14 protein-coding genes are annotated in these 21,681 nt (G+C 33.8%); 6 read left to right on the forward strand and 8 right to left on the reverse strand.

Features of this window, described 5'->3' with window-relative positions; translation table 11 throughout:
- Positions 1 to 216: 216 nt before the first annotated feature.
- Genes gndA through pgl form a run of 3 tightly spaced genes read left to right on the forward strand, consistent with a single transcriptional unit; the run spans position 217 to position 3,888 of the window.
- Positions 217 to 1,626, forward strand: coding sequence for an NADP-dependent phosphogluconate dehydrogenase (gndA, locus tag C8C83_RS24255; RefSeq protein WP_121331103.1), 1,410 nt, complete (start codon positions 217 to 219; stop codon positions 1,624 to 1,626).
- A 32-nt stretch (positions 1,627 to 1,658) separates the two neighbouring features.
- On the forward strand, positions 1,659 to 3,191 hold the full coding sequence (zwf, locus tag C8C83_RS24260) for a glucose-6-phosphate dehydrogenase (protein ID WP_121331104.1): 1,533 nt from the start codon (positions 1,659 to 1,661) through the stop codon (positions 3,189 to 3,191).
- Positions 3,172 to 3,888 (forward strand): 6-phosphogluconolactonase, encoded by a 717-nt coding sequence (pgl, locus tag C8C83_RS24265; protein WP_121331105.1) that lies wholly within the window; start codon positions 3,172 to 3,174, stop codon positions 3,886 to 3,888. The genes zwf and pgl overlap by 20 nt, the downstream gene beginning before the upstream one ends.
- Before the next feature lie 117 nt (positions 3,889 to 4,005).
- Here the strand turns inward: pgl and C8C83_RS24270 are convergent, their stop codons facing one another.
- A complete protein-coding gene (locus tag C8C83_RS24270) occupies positions 4,006 to 5,517 on the reverse strand; it encodes an SBBP repeat-containing protein (protein WP_132011939.1) in 1,512 nt (503 codons plus the stop codon).
- Between the two features lie 343 nt (positions 5,518 to 5,860).
- On the opposite strand from C8C83_RS24270, the gene C8C83_RS24275 reads away from it, so the two are divergent.
- Together C8C83_RS24275 and C8C83_RS24280 are read left to right on the forward strand one after the other, a co-directional pair.
- Complete coding sequence (locus C8C83_RS24275) at positions 5,861 to 7,855, forward strand: DKNYY domain-containing protein (RefSeq protein ID WP_121331109.1); 1,995 nt, start codon at positions 5,861 to 5,863, stop codon at positions 7,853 to 7,855.
- Between the two features lie 80 nt (positions 7,856 to 7,935).
- Complete coding sequence (locus tag C8C83_RS24280) at positions 7,936 to 10,500, forward strand: hypothetical protein (RefSeq protein ID WP_132011940.1); 2,565 nt, start codon at positions 7,936 to 7,938, stop codon at positions 10,498 to 10,500.
- A 101-nt stretch (positions 10,501 to 10,601) separates the two neighbouring features.
- On the opposite strand, the gene C8C83_RS24285 is transcribed toward C8C83_RS24280, so the two are convergent.
- The 7 genes from C8C83_RS24285 to C8C83_RS24315 all read right to left on the reverse strand — a co-directional run bounded on the left by C8C83_RS24285 (position 10,602) and on the right by C8C83_RS24315 (position 20,593).
- Positions 10,602 to 12,011: a TolC family protein gene (locus C8C83_RS24285; protein WP_132011941.1), complete on the reverse strand. Its 1,410-nt coding sequence runs from the start codon at positions 12,009 to 12,011 to the stop codon at positions 10,602 to 10,604.
- 2 nt (positions 12,012 to 12,013) lie between these two features.
- Entirely contained in the window at positions 12,014 to 15,163 is a 3,150-nt protein-coding gene (locus tag C8C83_RS24290) for an efflux RND transporter permease subunit (protein ID WP_121331112.1), read from the reverse strand.
- Between the two features lie 71 nt (positions 15,164 to 15,234).
- Positions 15,235 to 16,353, reverse strand: a complete 1,119-nt coding sequence (locus C8C83_RS24295) for an efflux RND transporter periplasmic adaptor subunit (RefSeq protein WP_121331113.1) — start codon at positions 16,351 to 16,353, stop codon at positions 15,235 to 15,237.
- 174 nt (positions 16,354 to 16,527) lie between these two features.
- Positions 16,528 to 17,604 (reverse strand): adenylate/guanylate cyclase domain-containing protein, encoded by a 1,077-nt coding sequence (locus C8C83_RS24300; protein WP_121331114.1) that lies wholly within the window; start codon positions 17,602 to 17,604, stop codon positions 16,528 to 16,530.
- 173 nt (positions 17,605 to 17,777) lie between these two features.
- Positions 17,778 to 18,533 (reverse strand): LytTR family DNA-binding domain-containing protein, encoded by a 756-nt coding sequence (locus tag C8C83_RS24305; RefSeq protein WP_121331115.1) that lies wholly within the window; start codon positions 18,531 to 18,533, stop codon positions 17,778 to 17,780.
- A gap of 1 nt (position 18,534) precedes the next feature.
- The gene (locus tag C8C83_RS24310) at positions 18,535 to 19,635 is read right to left on the reverse strand and encodes a histidine kinase (protein ID WP_121331116.1); all 1,101 of its coding nucleotides are present in this window, start codon (positions 19,633 to 19,635) and stop codon (positions 18,535 to 18,537) included.
- A gap of 124 nt (positions 19,636 to 19,759) precedes the next feature.
- Positions 19,760 to 20,593, reverse strand: coding sequence for a universal stress protein (locus C8C83_RS24315; protein ID WP_121331117.1), 834 nt, complete (start codon positions 20,591 to 20,593; stop codon positions 19,760 to 19,762).
- A 267-nt stretch (positions 20,594 to 20,860) separates the two neighbouring features.
- On the opposite strand from C8C83_RS24315, the gene C8C83_RS24320 reads away from it, so the two are divergent.
- Positions 20,861 to 21,310, forward strand: a complete 450-nt coding sequence (locus C8C83_RS24320; RefSeq protein WP_121331118.1) for a hypothetical protein — start codon at positions 20,861 to 20,863, stop codon at positions 21,308 to 21,310.
- Positions 21,311 to 21,681: the final 371 nt, after the last annotated feature.

Consider the following 21,681-nt stretch of genomic DNA (forward strand, 5'->3'; position numbering starts at 1 on the left):
TTATTTCCACAAGAAAAAAAGTATGATAATAAGCCTAAAAGTGGATTATTAATCACCTCTTATTTCACCATTTTTCTCTAACTTAGCGCTGTAGATCTTAAAATATAAGATTAAAACTAACTTTTTTTGATAACGAACTGAAAGAAAAAGGATTACTATTTTCTCTGGTTTCTATTCAGAAAAGCATTTTATAATAATTTTAGTTAATTGAAAACTATGAACAAATTTGATTTTGGAATTGTAGGACTCGGTGTAATGGGGCGTAATTTACTTTTGAATATTGCGAGTCATAACTTTGCTGCAGCAGGTTTAGATTTAGATACTGAGAAAGTTAATTCACTTCAACAGGAAGCTGATTCTGATCATATAATTGAAGCTACTACAGATGTTAAACATTTTGTATCGCTTATTCAACAACCAAGAGCTATTATGTTGCTGGTTCCTGCGGGAAAACCTGTCGACAGCGCAATAGCAAGTTTATTGCCTCACTTGGACAAAGGAGACATTATAATTGATGGTGGAAATACTTTTTATACGGATACTGACAGAAGATTTTTAGAATTATCTGATAAAGGAATTCACTTCTTTGGAATGGGAATTTCAGGTGGTGAAAAAGGCGCGAGATTTGGTCCTGCAATGATGCCGGGTGGAGATCAGAAAGCATACGAAAGACTTCGCCCAATTTTTGAAGCTATTGCAGCAAAAGTAGATGGAGAACCTTGTGTAGAATATCTAGGAAACGGTTCTGCCGGAAACTATGTAAAAATGGTTCATAACGGAATCGAATACGGAATTATGCAGTTGATTTCTGAGATTTATGACTTGATGAAAAGAGGTTATAATCTTGATGAAGAGACGATTCAGAAAACTTTTGAAGAATGGAACCAAACTCACGAGCTTAAATCTTATTTGATCGAAATTACCGGAAGTATCTTAAAAGAAAAAGACGAAGACGGAAGTCCGTTAATCAATAAAATTTCGGATTGGGCAAAATCTAAAGGTACAGGAAAATGGACTTCTCAAAACGCAATGGATTTGCAAGTTCCAATTCCAACAATCGATGCAGCAGTTTTTATGCGCGATATGTCTAAAACTAAACCGGAAAGAATTGAAGCTGCCAAAAAATTAACTTGGGAAGCTACTAAAACTGATGTTAATACAAGTGAAGCAATTGCGGCATTAAAATCGGCTTTATATTTTTCTATCGTTGTGACTTATGCGCAAGGATTAGCTCAGCTTCACACAGCTTCTAAAGAATATAATTACGGATTAAATCTGGAAACTGTTGCCAAAATATGGCGTGGCGGCTGTATTATTCGTGCTGCTATTTTAGAAGATTTCAGAAAAGCATATGTTTCGAAATCTGATTTACCAAACTTACTTTTAGATTCTGGAATCGCTTCAGAATTAACAAATAACCAGGCAGGAATGAGAGCAGTTATTCAATTTGCTGTTCAAAAAGGATTGCCTGTAGCCGGACTTATGAATTCATTGGCTTATTTTGATGCTTACAGATCAGAAAATCTTCCAACAAATTTAATTCAGGCACAACGAGATTATTTTGGAGCACATACTTACGAACGTACAGATGTTCCGGGTGTGTTTCACACAAAATGGTCTGAATAAAGAACTTTAAACAACACAACGACAACACACAAATGGGTAAGTTCAAAAATATAAATCCAACAATCATTGTGATTTTTGGAGGAACCGGAGATTTAGCAAAAAGAAAACTCTTTCCTGCATTTCAAAATCTTTATCTTGACGGACGTATGTCTGATAAGTTTGAGATTATCGCACTGGGAAGAGCCGAAAAAAGCAATGAAGATTTCCGTAGTTATGTCTTAGAAAATCTGGAAACCTTTTCGAGAAAAAAAGGACTTTCGGATCCTGAAACTCAAAAATTTCTTTCACATATAAGTTATCACAGTCTTGATATTGACAAAGAAGAATCTTATCAAAGTTTAAACGATAAGATAAACAGTATCGATGAAGCTTTTGGAGAACGTGCCAATCGTCTTTTTTACCTTTCGATTACGCCTTCTTTTATTACTACAATTTCAAGTAATATTAAGAAAATTGGTCTTGCAGCTAATCCAAAGCAAGATCGAATTATTATCGAAAAACCTTTTGGTTACGATAAAACTTCTGCAATTGAATTGAATGCCATGCTTTCGCAGACTTTTCAGGAAGAACAAATTTATAGAATTGATCATTACTTAGGTAAAGAAACAGTACAAAACATCTTGGCTTTCCGTTTTGGAAACTCAATGTTTGAACCTTTGTGGAGCCGTAATTTTATTGATTTTGTTCAAATTACAGTTGCCGAAGAAGTTGGCGTTGAAGAACGCGGAGGATTCTATGAAGGCGTTGGTGCATTAAAAGATATGATTCAAAACCATTTGCTTCAAATTTTATGTATGACGGCTATGGAAGCTCCGGCTTCACTTGAAGCAGATGATATTAGAAACCGTAAAGCCGATGTTTTAAAATCGATTCGCCGCATTAAACCTGATGAAGTAGATCACTATATTGTTCGCGGTCAATACGATTCAGGACTTATAAAAGGAAAACCTGTTGTAGGATATCGTGAAGATAAAGGAATTGCTCCTGATTCTAATACCGAAACCTATGTTGCGATGAAAATCTATCTGGATAACTGGAGATGGCAGGGAATTCCGTTTTATTTGCGTACCGGAAAAAGAATGCAGGAAAAACAATCTTCGATCATTATACAGTTTAAACCTGTTCCGCATTCGGCATTTTCTTATGGAAAAGAAGGAATGACACCAAACAGATTGATTATCAATATTCAGCCTGCAATGGATATCAAGTTGCAGTTTATGACCAAAAAGCCAGGATTATCACTTTCATTAAGACCGGCAGAAATGATTTTTGATTATTTCTCTTGTTCTACAATGTCACCGGAAGCTTATGAAACGCTTATCGCCGATGCTTTGGCAGGAGATCCTACTCTATTTATGCGTTGGGATCAGGTAGAACAAGCCTGGGATGCAATTGATACGATTCAACAAGTTTGGAAAACTACGGCACCAACCAATTTCCCTAATTACAAAGCAGGAAGCTGGGGACCTGAAGAAGCCGATGAACTATTGGCGCGTCAGGGTCATAAATGGATTCCAAACATACAAACAAAAGAAGAAATTTTAGATGATAAAGATTTACAATAATACAGAAGAAATTAATACTACAGCTGCCGATATTTTCGTAACAGCTGCACAAAAAGCAATTGCCGAGAAAGACAAATTTACAGTTGTACTTACGGGAGGTTCTTCTCCTGCAGGAATTTACAAATTATTAGCTTCTGATGCTTACAAAACTAAAATAGACTGGAGCAAAGTTTTTGTATTCTGGGGAGACGAGCGTTGGGTGCCTTTAAATGATGATTTAAGCAATGCAAAAATGTCTTATGCGTCATTATTAAGCCACGTTCCTGTTCCGGCAGAAAATATTTTTGAAATGTACAAAGATGGTGTTACACCAGAAGATTATGCAGTTACTTACGAACAATCTATTAGAAAAGTTCTTGGCGATGAAGGCAAATTTGATCTTATCTTATTAGGAATGGGAGACGACGGACATACAGCGTCACTTTTTCCCGGACAAGAAGTATTACAAGAACAAACTAAATGGGTTGACGCCTATTATCTTGAACCTCAAAAAATGCACCGAATTACGCTTACAGCTCCGTTAATAAACAAAGCCGAAAAGATTGTAGTTGTAGCTTTTGGAGAGAAAAAAGCGCATGCTTTAAAAGAAGTAACAACAGGAAATTACAATCCTGAAACTTACCCAATGCAGTTGATAAAACCTGTTTCGGGAGAATTAATATTTCTTGTGGATAAAAGTGCTGCGGGAACAAATTAAGATTTTTTTATACCCTAATATCAAAAAAGTTTATGCCTCACAGCATAAACTTTTTTTGTTTTTTATAATAATAAAAGTATGATATGCAAAGCTGTTCTCTATCAAATCAAAAATATTCTAATTGGTCTTTATTATCTCATTTTCATTGATATTACATTCACTATAAGAAGCTAGAAAAGCGCCATAAGTAGCCTTTTTTAATTTGACAAAATTGGCATTATTTAGCGGATCAAAACTCGCCGGACTGTCAAATGTTCCCGCAAGATATATCCTTCCGTCTGTTGTAAGTGCGATACCATGTCCTTTATCATAATCCTTGCCTCCCATAGATTTGGCGTAAATATAATTACCTTTAATATCATATTTCGCCAGAAAAATATCGGCTTCATAACCTGTCGTTTCTTTTGTTCTCCCCGGACTTGTCAGCTTGGCAATTTCTGCACTTGGGTCAAAATCAACTGTACCTTCAAAATAGCCTGTAACATATGCGTTTCCTGTGCTGTCTACAGCAATAGCATTGCCAATTACTCCTCTTCCTCCAGACATACTTTTGGCATAAATATAATCTCCTTCTGCATTATATTTGGCGAGAAACATTCCGCTTGGTTCTGGTGCAGATGAAATTGCGGTTCCTATTCCCGGATCAAAATCTGCTTCGTTTTCAAAAAATCCGGTAAGGTAGATATTATTGTCACGATCAAGAGCTATAGCTTTACTTTCATCTTTTGAACTTTCGCTTCCTATATTTTTTACAAAAACGAAATTCCCATAAGAATCATATTTTGCAAAGAAAATATTCTCATCATAAATACTCTTCATAATTGCAACTCCCTTTCCTGGATCAAAATCTGCAGTACCTGCATAATATCCGGTAAGATAAACGTTGCCTTTATCGTCATTGGCAATTCCTGAACTGTTGCCATTTATGTTTTTTGCATATACATACTCACCATTTGCATCATATTTGGTAAAAAACAAATGAACGCCATCTTGACTGGAGAGATTGGTTATTCCTTTTCCAGAGTCAAAATCGCAGATTCCCGTAAAATAACCTGTGACATATACATTTCCATTATCGTCCGCAGCAATGGCTTGTCCATAATCACGCTCTTTTCCGCCTATTGTATTCGCATAAAGTAATCTTCCGTCAGGATCATATTTAGCAATAAAAATATCAAAATCACCCGCACTAGCCTTTTTTATTATTTTTTTCTTAGAAGTAAAATTGGCTTTATCTTTAAAGCTTCCGGTAATATAGGCATTCCCATAACGGTCAACAGCGAGTGCGTTACAATTATCATATTCGATTCCGCCTAAAGCACAGGCGTATATATATTTTCCGTTGAAATCGTATTTTGCTACAAAAACATCCTCTTCGCCGGCACTCGTCAAATTGGCTATTCCTTCACTTGGATCAAAATCGGTTGTACCGGTAAAGTTCCCAGCAAGATAGATATTCCCTGCAGCATCAGTTTTTACGCTTTTAGCTTTAACAGAAAATAGCGCATTAGATTCTAATGGATTAATCCAATTCAACTGCAACGAGGTCTGAGCATGAATAGCAGGCATGAAAATAAAAAGCAACATTGGTAAAAGTAATCTGTGCAAAAATGTAGTTTTTAAATTCATAAAATAATTTTAAGAAACAGTAATAGATTCTCAACTTACAATAATATAAAAAATAGCTTTATTTTTTTACCCAAATATAAGTCAGTTTATACTTTATATGTACTACTAAAATTAAAAATTAAAGTTTTCAGGAATTTAAAAACCTCGTAAAATCATTTCTCACTTTTTAACTTTTATTACACACAAATTAAACAGTAAACTATCCCAAACTAATCTATATATTAGCATTTTTAACAGTACATTAATTGATAAAACAAAAAAAGTTTCTCCTCTCCCAACCTTTTTAGATTTTAATATATCTATATAATAAAGAGAACCGAAAAACCATAATAGATACCACAACATGAATAAATATTACTTTTTAGTATTATCAATTATATTGCTTTCAAATTTAAGCTGTGCACAAACTCCGGATTCCTTTTCGGTAATAGATCCTATTGTTGATACTGCTTTTGCAATATATCCAAGTGCAGGTTATTCGGCTCCGCTTTATATCAAAAACAATAACTATGTAATTTTTCAAAAAAATGCGAGTGAACGAAAAATTCTAAAAGACGCAGATGTTGAATCTTTTAGATCTCCAAGATTCAATGAATATGGTCTTTTTGCTTTAGATAAAAATGGTGTTTATTATAATGGCGATTTTATAGCAACTGATACAACCGGATTTAAAATCCTGGCCGAAATCAGGAATACAGAATACCTTGCTCGCCCGGATTTAGTATGGAAAACAAAGTATAAACTTTTTAAAAACAATATCGAGATTACAGAAGATATTGATATCGAAAGTTTCAGATCTGCCAGTAATTTTTCAACGCTTTATTTTAAAGACAAAAATCATCTTTATTATAATTTTAAAAAGATAAAAAACGCCGATGTAAATTCACTTTCAGAAACTTTTGAAGCTATTATTTATGACAAAAACTATGTTTATATAAATGGCGAGATTGGACTGCATAATGGCGATACGCTTCGTTCTGTAAATGATTATTTAATGAAAACTTCAAAAGAAGTATTGACATTAACAGGCCGGATGCTTGTTCCAAATATTGATGCAAAAACCATTCGACCATTGTCCCGACATTATTCTATAGATAAGAATTTTGTGTATTATGATGGTGAAAAAACAATACTTACAGCAAAAAATCCAGAAAAAATAAAAGCTTGGGATCAGGAAAACAGCCGTTTTATTTCTGATGGAAAAATGATTTATGCGGGTACAAATTATCCATTTCCTGAAGTTGACGCTAAAACTTTTGGAATGATTCCGTTTTCAGATTGGTACTTTGATAAAAATGGAATTTATAGACGAGAATGGAACGAAAAAGAAGGAAAATCTGAGTTTAAGAAATTCCCTTTTGTTTATACACATAAAGTTACATCCAAAAATACTTTTCTTGGCCAATCCTATCGCTATTTGATATATGAAAATCAGGCTTATGATCTTTCTAAAAAGAAAATGTATAAAAATCTCTCTCAGACGCAAATCAATGCTGCAAAAAATGCTAAAACAGACATCTTCAATTCAACAGGAAAGAAACTTTACGAATATCAGTTGTATGAAAGTGATAATAAAATTTATATCAACAGCAAAGAAACAACCGCAGATGCTGAGACTTTTGAAAGAATTCTGAATTGTTATAAAGACAAAAATAATGTTTACACTTATTATAGAAGTGATAAGCTAATTCCTATAAAAGGTATTGATGCACAAAGCGTTAAGCCATTCTTTAATTTTCTGGCGGACAAAGATTATATCTACAGTGGCGCCAATAAAGTAATAAAAAATAAGAATGTCGAAATATTAGCAGTCATAACAGGAAACAGACCCGGTTGTGGTTTAGATACAACTCCTTCTTCTGATTATTATCTTCTAAAAAATGATGATGGATATTGGCTTGCTTTAATTTCAAATGTAGTTAATATTAAATATTTAGGCAATAAACCAATCGAAGGCACAGGAAATATTGGTACCCTATATACTCCTCCGGCAATAATCGCGCCCGGAACTATAGACGAAAACAAGATTTATAATACAGTAGACCTAGATGTATTGCCAGATTATAACGGAGGAATGGCTGCAAGAAATAAGTTTGTAGAGAAGAACTTTAAAGCACCAAAAGACGAAGGAGAAAGAATTCAAGGAAAAATTTATTTGTATTTTATAATCGAAAAAGACGGAACAATTACGAATCAAAAAGTACTGCGAGATTATGGTTATGGTTCCGGCGCAGAAGCTTTGAGAGTCCTGAATAAAATGCCAAAATGGATTCCGGGACAGATAAAAGGAAAAACGGTAAGGTCTGCTTATAGTACTGTATTTGTTATTCAGAAATAAATTAGCATCAAAAATTATTAGACCTGTTTATGTTTGAAAAACCATATTCTGTAATTCCAATTTGTATAAAAGAGTGATTTATGAAAAGAATACTATTTGTTATTTTGCTTTGTTGCGCGTCAAATAATTTGTTTTCGCAAGCCAAAACCGGATATACCTTAATCCCTGATTCTAATTTTGAAAAATGCCTGATTGATATGGGATATGATTCTGGTAAACCTGACGGAAAAGTATTGACAGCTAGTATTGCCAATGTAAAAAGATTGGATATTTCGAAAAAAAACATCTCAGATTTAACTGGCATACAAGATTTTGAGTCCTTAACTGAATTGTTCTGTGGTGGAAATAAATTAACGAAGCTCGATCTTAGCAAAAATACCGCTTTGACTAATTTAGATTGTTTTGATAACAGACTGAAATCATTAAATTTAACCCAAAATACAGCTCTTATTTATTTACGTTGTTTCAATAATTTATTAACAGCATTAGATGTAACACAAAATACAAAACTAAGTGAGCTATTTTGCTCCAGCAATAAATTAGAAACTTTAGATGTAAGTAAAAACAGTATTTTAATAGAATTATTTTGTTTTCAAAATCAGTTAACTTCTTTGAATTTGCATCAGAATAAAGTTTTACAATATTTGCAGTGTTTTAATAATGAACTTACTTCGCTGGATTTAAGCCAAAATACAAATTTAGCTACTTTAGAATGTCAATATAATAAACTAACCCAATTGAATTTAACTCAGAACATTAATTTGGGTTATTTACAATGTTTTGACAATCAACTAACAGCGATAAGTTTTTCCAAAAATAATACCCTTAAAACCATAGACTGTTCCAATAATCAATTGACTGCATTGGATCTTAGTCCTAACAAAGCTTTGAAAGATTTGGGATGTCGTAAGAATCAGTTAAAAACATTGGATTTATCAAACAGTCCTTCTTTAAAAGGTTTTGATTGTTCCAAAAATCAATTAACTGATTTGAATATTAAAAATTGTCCTCGTATAAGTTATATGTTTGTTGAGGAAAATCCTGATCTAAAATGCATTAGCGCAGATTTTGATGGTAAACCATATGATGGCAGTTCTATGTCAGACTTTTCAAAATGCAGGATAATATGCATAGAACTCGAACCTGGATATACGGTGATTCCGGATATTAATTTTGAGAAAGCTTTAATTGCATTAAAATATGATTCTGGTGAACCGGACGGAAGAGTCTTTACAGCAAATATTGCCACTATTACAGATTTGGATGTTTCGAATAGCCAAATCAAAGACCTAAAAGGTTTGGAAGCTTTTATCGCTTTAAAAACGTTGGATTGCTCTAAAAATGGTATTGAAAATCTGGACATTAGCGAATGTAAAGCCTTGACAAAACTTACTTGTACTAAAAACCAAATGAGCTACTTAACTGTAAGCAATAATAAAAATCTGACTGCGCTTTACTGTCAGGAAAATTGGCTTACTACTTTGGATATTTCTACAAATAAGGCTTTAAAAGAATTAAATTGTGAAGTGAATAGTATCGATTTAGATGTTTCTCACAATAAAGCACTTACTTTTTTAAATTGTGAAAATAATCATATGACTTCTTTAGATGTTAGCCAAAATAAAGCTTTACTAAATTTGAGCTGTGGTTACAACGATTTAAAATCTTTGAAATTGTCTAAAAACAAAGCACTTACTACTTTATATTGTGACAATGCCTTATTAACGGAGCTAGACGTTAGTAAAAACACTTCTCTAATCGAATTGGGCTGCTATTCCAATCAAATAACAAACCTGGATTTGTCTAAAAATATGCGTTTGAATTACATTGATTGTCAGTCTAATAAAATGAAGAATTTAAATGTTTCCAAAAACACTGCTTTGACAATTTTACGATGTAATGACAATAAATTGACAACTTTGGATTTATCTAAAAATGTAATTTTAGAGGAGTTATTTTGCAGTCATAATCTCTTAACTGTTTTAGACATTAGTCAGAACCCAAAATTAGAAAAACTTGAGTGTGCCGATAATCAATTGACAAATCTGGATATTTCTAAAAATAAAAACCTGAGCAAGCTGTATTGCAATGAGAATAAATTAAAAGAACTTAATGTAAGTTCAAATACAATATTACGTAATTTTAGCTGCGCATCGAATCAAATAACAACTTTGGATGTCTCTAAAAATACGGTTTTATGGTATTTTAATTGTAGTTCAAATAAACTGACAAGTTTGGATCCAAGTCAAAATACTCTTTTAATGTATCTTGAATGCAACTCTAATCTATTGAAGAATTTGGATATCAGTAAAAATACAGCTTTGAAAGAATTTCGTTGTAAGCAAAATAAATTAGAAAATTTAGAGCTGTCTCACAATCTTCAATTAACGAGAGTTTCATGCGAAGAAAACAAGTTGAAAACTCTCGATTTATCCAAAAACACAGCATTGCTTGATTTAATTTGTTCTTCGAATGAATTGATTTCACTTAATCTCAAAAACGGAAATAATAGCACAATATCCTATGTTTCTGCTCTTAAAAATGAAAATCTCAAATGCATTCAGGTTGACAAAACAGATTTTACTTCTTCGAGATGGTTCAAAGATTCTGGTGTGATTTTTAGTACTTCATGTCAATCGAATTAAGCCTTATAATATTCTTTTCTTAAAATTTACAACCATTTATAAAACAAAAAATCCATCATCTTTACAATTACTATAAAGATGATGGATTATTGAATGTTTTTTTATTGCGCTCCTCCGCCTAAAGCGCGGTATAAATTTATTGCTGCATTTAGCTTTTCTAATTTTATAGCTACAACATCAAGTTCATTTTGCAACGAACTATTTTGCGCTACAATTACTTCAAGATAACTCGCCATTCCGCTTTTGTATAAAAGTCCGGCATCTGAAGTTGCTTTTTCAAGCGAAACTGATTTTTCTGTCGCAAGAACAATTCTCTCATCTGCATATTTTAATCTTGACATCGCATCATTTACTTCTCCAACCGCAGTTATATAAGATTGCTTAAACTGAATCGCTGCTTTTTCTTGTTCTAAAAGTGCAACCTGATAAGCTGTTCTTAACTGTTTCTTTCTAAATATAGGCTGCGCTAAATTTGCTGCAATCGATTTGGTTACAGATCCCGGGAAATTAAACCAAGTATCAAACTGAAATGAATTTACTCCAATCGATGGACTTAAACTTAATGTTGGATACATCGTAGCTTTTGCCAATCCTGTTTTTGCATAAGCAGACATTACAGCATATTCGCTTGCTTTAACGTCTGGTCTTCGACTTAAAAGCGAAGCTGGAATTCCAGATGGAACCTCAACAGCAAATTCTGATGCATTTAAGTTTCCTGCACGTGCCACAGTATTTGGATATTCTCCGCATAAAATCTGCAAAGCATTTTCCTGAACTGCAATATTCGCTTTTGCTAAAGGAACCAATAATTCGGCTGTTTTTTTCTGCGCTTCACTTTGGTTTAATGCAAGAGAACTTATTGATCCTGCGGTATATTGCAACTTCATCATGTTTAAAGTGCTGTCGCTCAATTCAATATTTTTCTGCGCAATTTTAAGCTGTTCGTCTAATCCTAAAAGGTCATAATAAGCTTGTGCTACCTGAACAATGATTCTGGTTTTTAATGCCGAAAGATTTTCTTTCTGAGCAAAATAAGTTGCTTTTGCGTCTCTTTTTTGCATTGCAGCTTTTCCCCAAATATCAACTTCCCACGACATACGAAGATTGGCGCTGTAATCATCCAGATAATTTTTACTCGTAAATTGGGCGCTTAACGAGCCATTCAGCGAGTTTTTAGACTGATACGTTCTACTTGCTCCTGCATCAAAATCAAGTGTTGGAAGCAATGATAATTTTGCTTGTTTGTAATTCAAATCCAACTGTTCCATGCTTTTCATTGCGATAAGCACCTCGTTATTTTTAACGAGGGCTTTTTCAATTAAATCAACCAATAATGGATCTTTGTAATAACTTTTCCACGGAAGTAAAACCGTATCTCCCGTTACCGCAATTTCTTCGCGGTATTTATCAGGTGAATTTAATTCTGCACGGGAATATTTTTTTCCTACCACACATGACGTTAAAATCAAGCCGGTAAACAAAGTAATTCCGATTTTATATAGTATTTTCATTATTATTCTTTTATAGTTTGAACTACGGTTTTCTTGCCCGAAACTTTTTCCTGTAAATATTGAAATACAATGAAAAGCAACGGAATCACAAAAACTCCCAAAATAACTCCGCTCAACATTCCAATTGATGCGCTCACACTTATCGATCTGTTTCCTACTGCAGTTCCTCCAGCGGCAAACATCAACGGAATCATCCCTACAATAAAGGCAAGCGAAGTCATGATAATTGGTCGCAACCTTGACCTTGCACCTTCAATTGCCGCTTCAACAATACTTAAACCTGACAGACGTCTTTGAAGTGCAAACTCTACAATTAAAATGGCATTTTTAGCAAGAAGTCCCACTAACATAATGAGCCCGACCTGAACGTAAATGTTGTTATCTAAACCAACAGCTTTTACTCCGGCAAAAGCGCCTAAAATTCCTGTTGGAATTGAAAGCAAAACCGCCAACGGCAATAAATAACTTTCATATTGTGCTGCCAATAAAAAGAATACAAACAACAGACATAATCCAAAAATGGCAATCGTTTGGTTTCCTCCTGCTTTTTCTTCCAGACTTAAACCTGTCCATTCATAACTGTAATCAGCTGGAAGTTTATCTAAAACTTTTTCTAAATTACCCATAATCTGACCGTTACTGTAACCCGGCAATGCCATTGCGGTAATATTTACCGAATTATAAAGGTTGTAACGATTCACCGATTCCGGCCCGTAAACTTTATGGAATCTCACGATTGATTTTACAGGAACCATCTTCATCTCTGCATTTCTAACAAAAATTTCGTTAAATGCATCCTGATCCATTCTGAAGATTCCATCGGCTTTTACATTAACTCTGTAAAACTTACCAAATCGGGTAAAATCTGATGATTGATCTCCCGCAAAATACGTCTGAATATTTCCTAACAGCTCTTTGATATTTACTCCCATTTGACGCGCTTTGTCTTCATCAACTTCCAATTCCAGCTGCGGATAATCAGCTCTAAAAGTCGTATACGCATATTGAACTCCGGGTTGCTGCATAATTTGTCCGATCACTTTATCTGACATTGCTTTTAAAACTTCCGGACTTCTTGCCATTCTGTCCTGCAATACAATTTCGGCACCACTCGTTACACCAAATCCTTCTACAGGCGGCATTCTGAATACCATAACCGAACCTTCTTTGATTTTGGATAATTTGGCCGTAACACTATTCAAAATTTCATCAATATCTTTAACTTCACCTCTATCTTTTTTAGGCTTTAATTTAATAAAACCCAATCCGTATGCGGTACTGGAACTGTTACTCAAAATATTAAATCCAGTAATACTCGTATTAACATCAATCGCTTTTTCTGATTCTAATATTTTCTCCATTCTCTGAACTACTTCAGTTGTACGATCAAGCGCTGTTCCCGGTGGCATCGATAAACTGTACACCATAAATCCATCATCTTCAAGCGGAACGAAACTTTTTGGCGTTGACATCATCATATAAATTGCAAGGGCAGTTATTCCGGTAACCAATCCTGCTGCAATCCATTTTCTTCCCACAAGAAAACGAACACCTTTGATATATCTTCCGGTAAAATTGTTGAAACCCGTATTGAAACCCACAAAAAAACGGTCTTTAAAACTGGTTTTATGTTCGTGATTTCCGTGTTTGTCACCATGGTTTTTTAATAGAAGTGCACATAAAGCAGGCGTTAACGTCAAGGCATTTACAGCCGAAATAATAATCGCAATTGCCAAAGTATAAGCAAATTGTTTATAAAAAATCCCCGAAGATCCTGTCATAAAACCAATTGGAATAAATACTGCCGACATAACCAAAGTAATCGAAACTACTGCTCCGGTAATTTCTGCCATTGCACTGTGAGTCGCTTCTTTGGCTGAAATCCCTGCGTCTTCTTCCATTTTACTGTGAACGGCTTCTACCACAACAATAGCATCATCGACTACAATTCCGATCGCCAAAACCAACGCAAAAAGTGTTAGAATGTTAATCGTAAATCCAAAAACCAACAAAAAGAAAAAAGTTCCTACAATCGCCACTGGCACTGCAATAGCTGGAATAATCGTCGAGCGAATGTCCTGCAGGAATATAAATACAACAATAAATACCAAAATAAAAGCTTCAAACAAAGTCGATTTTACCTGTCCTGTCGCTTCGTCCAAACGATCTTTGGTACTCATTACGTTCACGTATTTAATTCCGGGAGGAAAAGACTTCGATAATCGCTCTACTTCTTTATTAATCCCAATTTCAATATCGTTTGCATTAGAACCCGAAGTCTGTAAAATTGCCATTGTAACCGCATTTTTACTGTTCGATTTATTATCCCCGCTATAAGAGATTGAACCAAATTCTACTCTTGCGACATCTTTAAGACGCAACAAATTATTACCGTCATTTTTAACTACAATATTTTCATATTGCTCCGGTTTGTTTTTCTTTCCTTTATATCGAATTACATATTCTAAAGCCGCTTTTGATTCTTCTCCCAATTTTCCCGGAGCAGATTCTAAACTTTGATCTGCAATTGCCTGCGTAACATCAGATGGAACCAAACCTGCATTTGCCATTTTTCTTGGGTCAAGCCAAATTCTCATCGAATAATCCTTCTGACCAAAAATCTGAACCTGACCAACACCAGGAACACGTTTCATTTGTGGAACCAGATTGATATTAGCATAATTCTGAAGAAAAAGCTCGTCGTACTTTTTGTTATCATCTGTATACAAGTTGAAAATAACAATCATACTATTTTGCTGTTTCGACGTTGTAAGTCCCATTCTGATTACTTCTTGCGGAAGTTTTGGAGTCGCTTGCTGTACTCTGTTTTGAACGTTTACCGCAGCCTGATCCGGATCTACACCTTGTTTGAAAATAACGCTGATCGAAAAAGATCCGTCATTACTGGCAGAAGATTTAATGTACTGCATATTTTCAACACCATTAATCTGCTCTTCTAACGGAGTTACTACAGAACGGATTACTGTTTCACTATTTCCTCCCGGATACGAACCACTAACCATTACTGTTGGAGGCGAAATATCAGGAAATCTGGTAACCGATAATCTTGTAAGACCAATAATACCCAAGATCACCAGAACAATGGAAATTACTGTCGCCAATACTGGCCTGTCTATTATTTTTTTTAACATGGAAAATGTTATTTATATTAAAAACTAAAAATTATTTTTACTAAGAGCCTTTACGATAACAGCATTTAGCGTTACTTGATTATCGCTCTTACTTCGATACCATCACTTAGCGCATCGATAGAATTTAATGCAATCTTATCACCGCTTTTTACACCGTTTTTCACGAAATAATTTGTGCCCGAACTTCCGGCAACTTCAATTGGTGTCATGGCTACTTTATTGCCTTTGCCTAAAACAAAAACAAAAAACTTATCCTGAATATCCTTCACGCTTGCCATTGGTACCGTTACAACAGAAGACAAATTGCTGTTTAAAATAATTCTTGCCGAACCTCCTGCGCGTAACAGTTTTTTAGGATTTGGAAAAATCGCTTTTAAGGCAATTGTTCCGGTAGTTCTGTCAATGTTTCCACTCGCAATTTCTAATGTTCCTTTTTGATCGTATGCACTATCATCTGCCATAATAAGACTTACTGTTTTCTTTGATTTTGAATCTTTGGCGAAAGTCAGATAATCAGATTCGCTCATCGAGAAATAAACAAATACTGTATTGATATCTGATAAAATAGTCAACGGAACAGTATCTGATGGCGTAACCAAATTTCCAACACGGTTTGGAATACGGCTGATATAACCGCTTACCGGAGCTTTTATCAAAGAGAAATCAGCGTTTATTTGTGAAGATCCTAAAGCTGCTTTTGCTTGTGCTGCCTGAGCTTGTGCTGCATCGTAATTTGCCTGTGCCGTTTTTAGCTGCATATCCGAATATACTTTTGCGTCAACCAAAGGTTTTACTTTTTCAATTTCAAGTTTAGCATTCGCTAAGTTTGCCAAAGCGCTTTTGTAAGCTGCACGACTGCTGTTAACCTGCTCTGCATAAACATCTCCTTTAATTTTAAAAAGTAATTGTCCTTTGTTTACATAATCACCTTCTTTTACATAAATTGCTTCAAGGTATCCTGAAACCTGCGCTTTAATATCAACATTTACGGTTCCTTCTACAGTTCCGGGATATTTTTTCTCCACTTCACCTGTAACAGATTTTGCCTGAAAAAAATCTACTTCCGGTTTTGGAACCGCCATTGCATCTGCTTCTGATCCGCTTTTACCGCATGAAGAAAAACCGATGATAATCAATAAAACTACAACCTTATTGAGTGTTTTATAATTTTGGAAAAATTGTTTTGTCATTTTATTTCACTTTAATGAATACATAGAATTTGACGGCAAAATAACAGCACAAAACGACCTTTAAACAGAAGAAAGTTACCCAAACGGAATTTTTCGATACTGAAACGAATACGTATCTGACCAAAGAAAATCAGATCTTTTAAAAATGGAATTTTAGAAAAATATCAGTAGCAATTATTCGGCTGTCATGTATATCGTAACCGATTTCTTTTTGCCACGTAAAAGCGTAGTTCCGGCAACTATAAAGTTTTCCTGATTTGCATGAGACAACTGCTCATAAAAAGAATTTGTAATTAAAAGATCGGCTTTAAAACTATTGCATAAATCCCGTACTCTTGCCGCTGTACTTAATACATCGCCGTGATATGCAATTTCGGTTTTAATCTGACCAATTTCTGCTACGGTAACAAGGCCTTCATTTACCGAAGCTTTAAATTTTGGCTTTAAGCCGAATTTCTTTTGATAAAACTGCTTTCTTTCTAACAATCTGATAGAAAATTTCTCGTAAAGTTCGATGCATTGTTGTCTGTCAAAACCTTCTGAAACTTTCCAGGTTAAAACTGCTTCGTCGCCTACATATTGATATACTTCGGCATTGTACTTTGGAAGCAATTCTGATAAATCATTAAAACATTCCTGAAGCAAAAGGCTGTAATTATAATGTCCGGCTTCTTCGGCTGCAGTTGTTGAAGAATACATATCGAGAAACATAAATATTCGGTATTCTACAACCGGAATCATATAGTTTCCTCTAAGTAAACTTTCGAAGTAATTTTTCCCCATTCGGCGGCGAAATACCTGAAATAAAGTGATAAAAACATAAACAATAAGGCAGTAAAATGTAAAGCTTAAAATCCACATATTGCTAAGTTGCAAAACAAATAAATTGTCAATTGTTATATAATGCGCTTTATTAAGTCCTGCAATTATAATAAGTCCAATTATACATGTTATTAGAAAAAGAAGGCTTCGAAGCAGAATCATTAGTAAGATTCCGAAGTTTTTAAAAAACCTCGGATACACATATTCCTGTAGTAAAAAGAGGTTTGTACCAATAAAAATACCCACAAAAAAAGCAATGATAAGCTCTGCTTTTAAAAAATCTACTGCACTTGATCCAATCTCCTGAAAATAAAAATCGCTAATCATACTATACGTCATAAAGACATAGAAAAACAGCGCCATAATCCATAATACAATAATCTGCAGGTATTCTTTGAGCTTTAAAAAGGTTTTTAGGGAATATTTCATTTAAGATAATTTTGATACAAACCAGACTAAAAAAAGAATAGAAGTCCGGGAAATAATGTTGCAGCAAAATTAAAACAAGAAGATAACGCAATAGAAAAAGTCTTACCCAACCGTTGATTACACGTGCTCAATAGTGAATTATTACAACCCAAAATGATTACAAAATATTCCTTTTAGCGATCCATCCATTGTTTGAAAACCGGAGCTTTTTCGCGGCTTATGATTACTTCACGTTCAGTATCTAATTTAAGCTGTATTTTGAGCTTTGCATTAAAATAGTTTGAGATCGATTTTATACTTTCTACCCGAATAAAAAACTGTCTGTTGGCGCGAAAAAAAACATCAGGATCAAGTTCCTGTTCTAATTCTTCCATTGTTTGGGTAATTGGAATAACGGTGCCATCTTTAAGCACTAAATTACTGGTTTTAAATTCAGAATATATAAAATCAATATCGGCGACATCTACGCTTTTATAACCATCGCGATAGGTTACTAAAAAACGCAATCTAAAAGAAGGTTTATTCATAAAACCTTTCAGAATTCCGGCAATATCTGTGGCATTATTTTCAACTTTCGAAATGGATTTAAACTTTTTTAAAGCAAATTGAAGTTCGTTTTTTTCGATTGGCTTCATCAGATAATCAATGCTATTTACCTTAAAAGCTTTTATGGCATATTCATCATAAGCCGTTGTAAAAATAACAGGAGAAGTAATTTCGACTTCATCAAAAATAGAAAAACTCAATCCGTCTGCCAGACGAATATCCATCGTGATTAAATCCGGTGCGGGATTTGAATTCAGCCATTTAACAGAATCTGCAACGGTATCAATAATTGCCAGAATCTCGCAATCGGGTTCCAGTTCTTCCAACAATCTTTTTAGACGGCTGGCGTTGATACTTTCATCTTCTACAATTAAAATTTTCATACTATTTTGTAATTAAAGGCAAACGTACACAATAAGCCCCATTTGACTCTGAGAAAACGGGCATTCTATCGTGCAGAATTTTATATCGAAACTCAATATTTTTATGTCCGATTCCTGTCGAAACCAGGCTCTTTCCGGCTGTTGGCTGCAGATTATTTCTAACCACAAGATCGCCAAGATCTGAATAAATAGAAATCGTAAGCGGATTTGACACAGTTGCCATATTATGTTTTACGGCATTTTCGACCAATAACTGCAATGTTAATGGCGGTAAATGACGGTCTAAACAACTCATATCAATTTGTAATTTTAATTCGATTTTTTCGCCTTGACGTTTCTTTAAAAGATAAAAATAAGCATTCAAAAATTCAAGTTCTTCTTTTACCGTAATCGTATCTTTATTTAGGTTTGAAATCATATAACGATACACTTTTGTAATATTCTCCAAAAATGATGCAGCGGCTTTTGGATCTTCATGAATCAACTCCGTTAAAGCACTAAAATTATTAAAGATAAAATGCGGATCAAGCTGTAGTTTTAAAGACTCTAATTCATATTTTGCTGCAGCTTCCTGAAGTTCAGACGCTTTGACTTTTAGTTCTGCCGCTTCTTCAGATGTTACACGCCAGCGGTTTAGCAAAAATATACTGGTATGGATAAAACTTATAAAAAGGGATAATATCGCAGCCATTAAATTGGACTGCCAGATTTGGACAAGTTCGCTCTCTTTTAATGGTGTCCAAGAGTATAAGTACATCCATAAATAAGAGAATAAATAGTTTAAAAGAATGTTACCTAAAATAATACATATAAACTGTGCAAAAGCTCTAAAAATTGGCTTTTGTTCCCAACTGATCCAATAATTTAGGGTTCTCCCAACAAAGAGACTTAATTCTGTAAGTACAGCACAATAGATCAGAATTATAAATATATCAAGCGTCCAATCTATCACTAATAAAGTATTGTGCTCAAAATCCTGATAGGGATTCAGAAAATAATACGATGATAAATAAATCAGGAAAACCACCGGTATCACAATAACTCTATAGTATTTATAGAAAAAATTCTTTCCGGATGGTTTATTTTGAATACTTGAATTCATTAACTAATAATTGGTGAAATACTAAATTTATGCATTTTAATTGAAACAAAGATAAAAATTGACAATGCCTATTACACTTCTAAAACCTTTTTCTTTCTGATATATGATTTTAGTTTATTGCTTTCTAATAATTTGGGAAAGACAATAACGGAATATCCAGACCTGCCGCCATAATTCTGGTTTTGCTTTTATGAACTAATGAATCCCAAAAGCCATATTTTTGAGGTACCATTACTAAAATATCAGCATCATAATTTTTGATTTCTTTCTCTATTTCCTTGATAACCGAATTTGATTTTACACTTTTATACATGTATTTCACTTGCTCAAATTCTTTTTCTAATGTAGAAGTCAGCAATATTTTCTCTTGTTCTTCTTTTAAATTATTCAGTTTTTCTTCTACGCTAAAGAACTCAATTTCTGCTCCCAAATCACTAACAATCTGCCTTATCCAGCTAAATCTTTTAATTGCTGATAAACTCAAAGTATCAGAAGCATAAAGTATTTTTTTGACATTATGGAAACGGGCTTTTAAAGGCACAGCCAAAACCGGAATATTCAAATTTTTTATGACAGCTGTAGTTGAATTTCCCATTAATTCCTGTTCAAAAGAACGCTCTGCCATTCCCATAACCACAAGACTTGCAGCTGTACTGCCAATAAGATAAGAAAGTTCATCTTCTAAAAAAGAATACGTGCAGACAGAACTAACTTCTATTTTGTATAAATCAGCTATTTCTGAGCTTAATGTTTCAAGTCGGAAAGCTGTTTTTTCAATTTGTTTCTGCAAGTTTTCTGCAGTAATAAGAGAATTAGCACTGTGAAAACTTAACGAAAAGGAGTTAAACAGAATCAGCTTGGCTCCTGCAGTTTTTGCAATTCCTGCTGCATAAGTAACAGCATTATTTGATATTTCTGAAAAATTTGTCGCGGCAATTATAGTCAGTGGAGAAATCATAAGTAGATCAATTAAACAATTATTGTTGTAAAATTGCTTAATTAACGCTTTCGGTATTTTTTTAAATTACTGAAGAATCATATTTTTAATCTCAACCGTATTTTTGAGTTTCTGAAACTAAAGTATAACTTTGGATACGGCAAATTGTCTTTTAAAATATATTTTAGAACTTTAGCTTAATGCGTTCTTAAAAGTATACTACTATAAAATTTCATTCCTATCACTTTCATGCTTACCTTTGCCGCGTAAAAAATTTTACGCCCCTTTATGATCTTATACCTACTTTTTCAAATTCTGATTTCCTGGTTGTTAACCTGTTGCATTCTCAAAATATTCAACGCGGCATTATCAAACTCAGACAATGAATTTTACCGTGAACCCACTCTTCTTACAAGTCTTCTTTTTGCTATTGATATAAATTTACCGCTTAAAGCGAAATTAAAAGCGGGAAAGATATTCCATCACAGCTTTGGACTTTGTTTTGCTACCATTTATTATCTGCTTTGGTACAATGAATTTGCAGAAATTTCATGGACGCCAACTATTATTATTGGTTTCATTAATGGTTTAATCCGAATTATAAGCTGGACTTTTCTCGTCGAAATTATACCATCAGCTCACACTAAGAATTTTAAAGGTTATTATCTGCAACTTGTATTTGTACACAATATTTTTATCATTATTGCATTTTCTGTAGACTGGTTAATTCAGTTATAACTATTATAATTTATCATCTCAAGAACATAAAAAAATCCGCAAAGTCAATAATAGACAATTGCGGATTTTTTCCTTAATTTGATTTTACTAGTAAGCACTAAAATCGAGTGTATTACTTTTGTTGAGTGTAATTTTTAACATATAGAAACATAGATTTTCTTTCCCTAAAAGGCGTTTCACTTATTTAAATACATCCCGATGCTTCGAGCAATGTCATTAAGTTAAGGGGAAATCTACAAAATTACTTAACAGTTTAATCCGGAAAGTAATTAGAAAAATCCGTTTTTATCAGCGTTTTCGCTTTAGCGAATCAGTTAAATCAGTGTCTAATTTTGACGCGGATAAAACAGATTTACTTCGTAAAAACGCAG

The sequence above is a fragment of the Flavobacterium sp. 90 genome (assembly GCF_004339525.1).
Taxonomy (GTDB): Bacteria; Bacteroidota; Bacteroidia; order Flavobacteriales; family Flavobacteriaceae; genus Flavobacterium.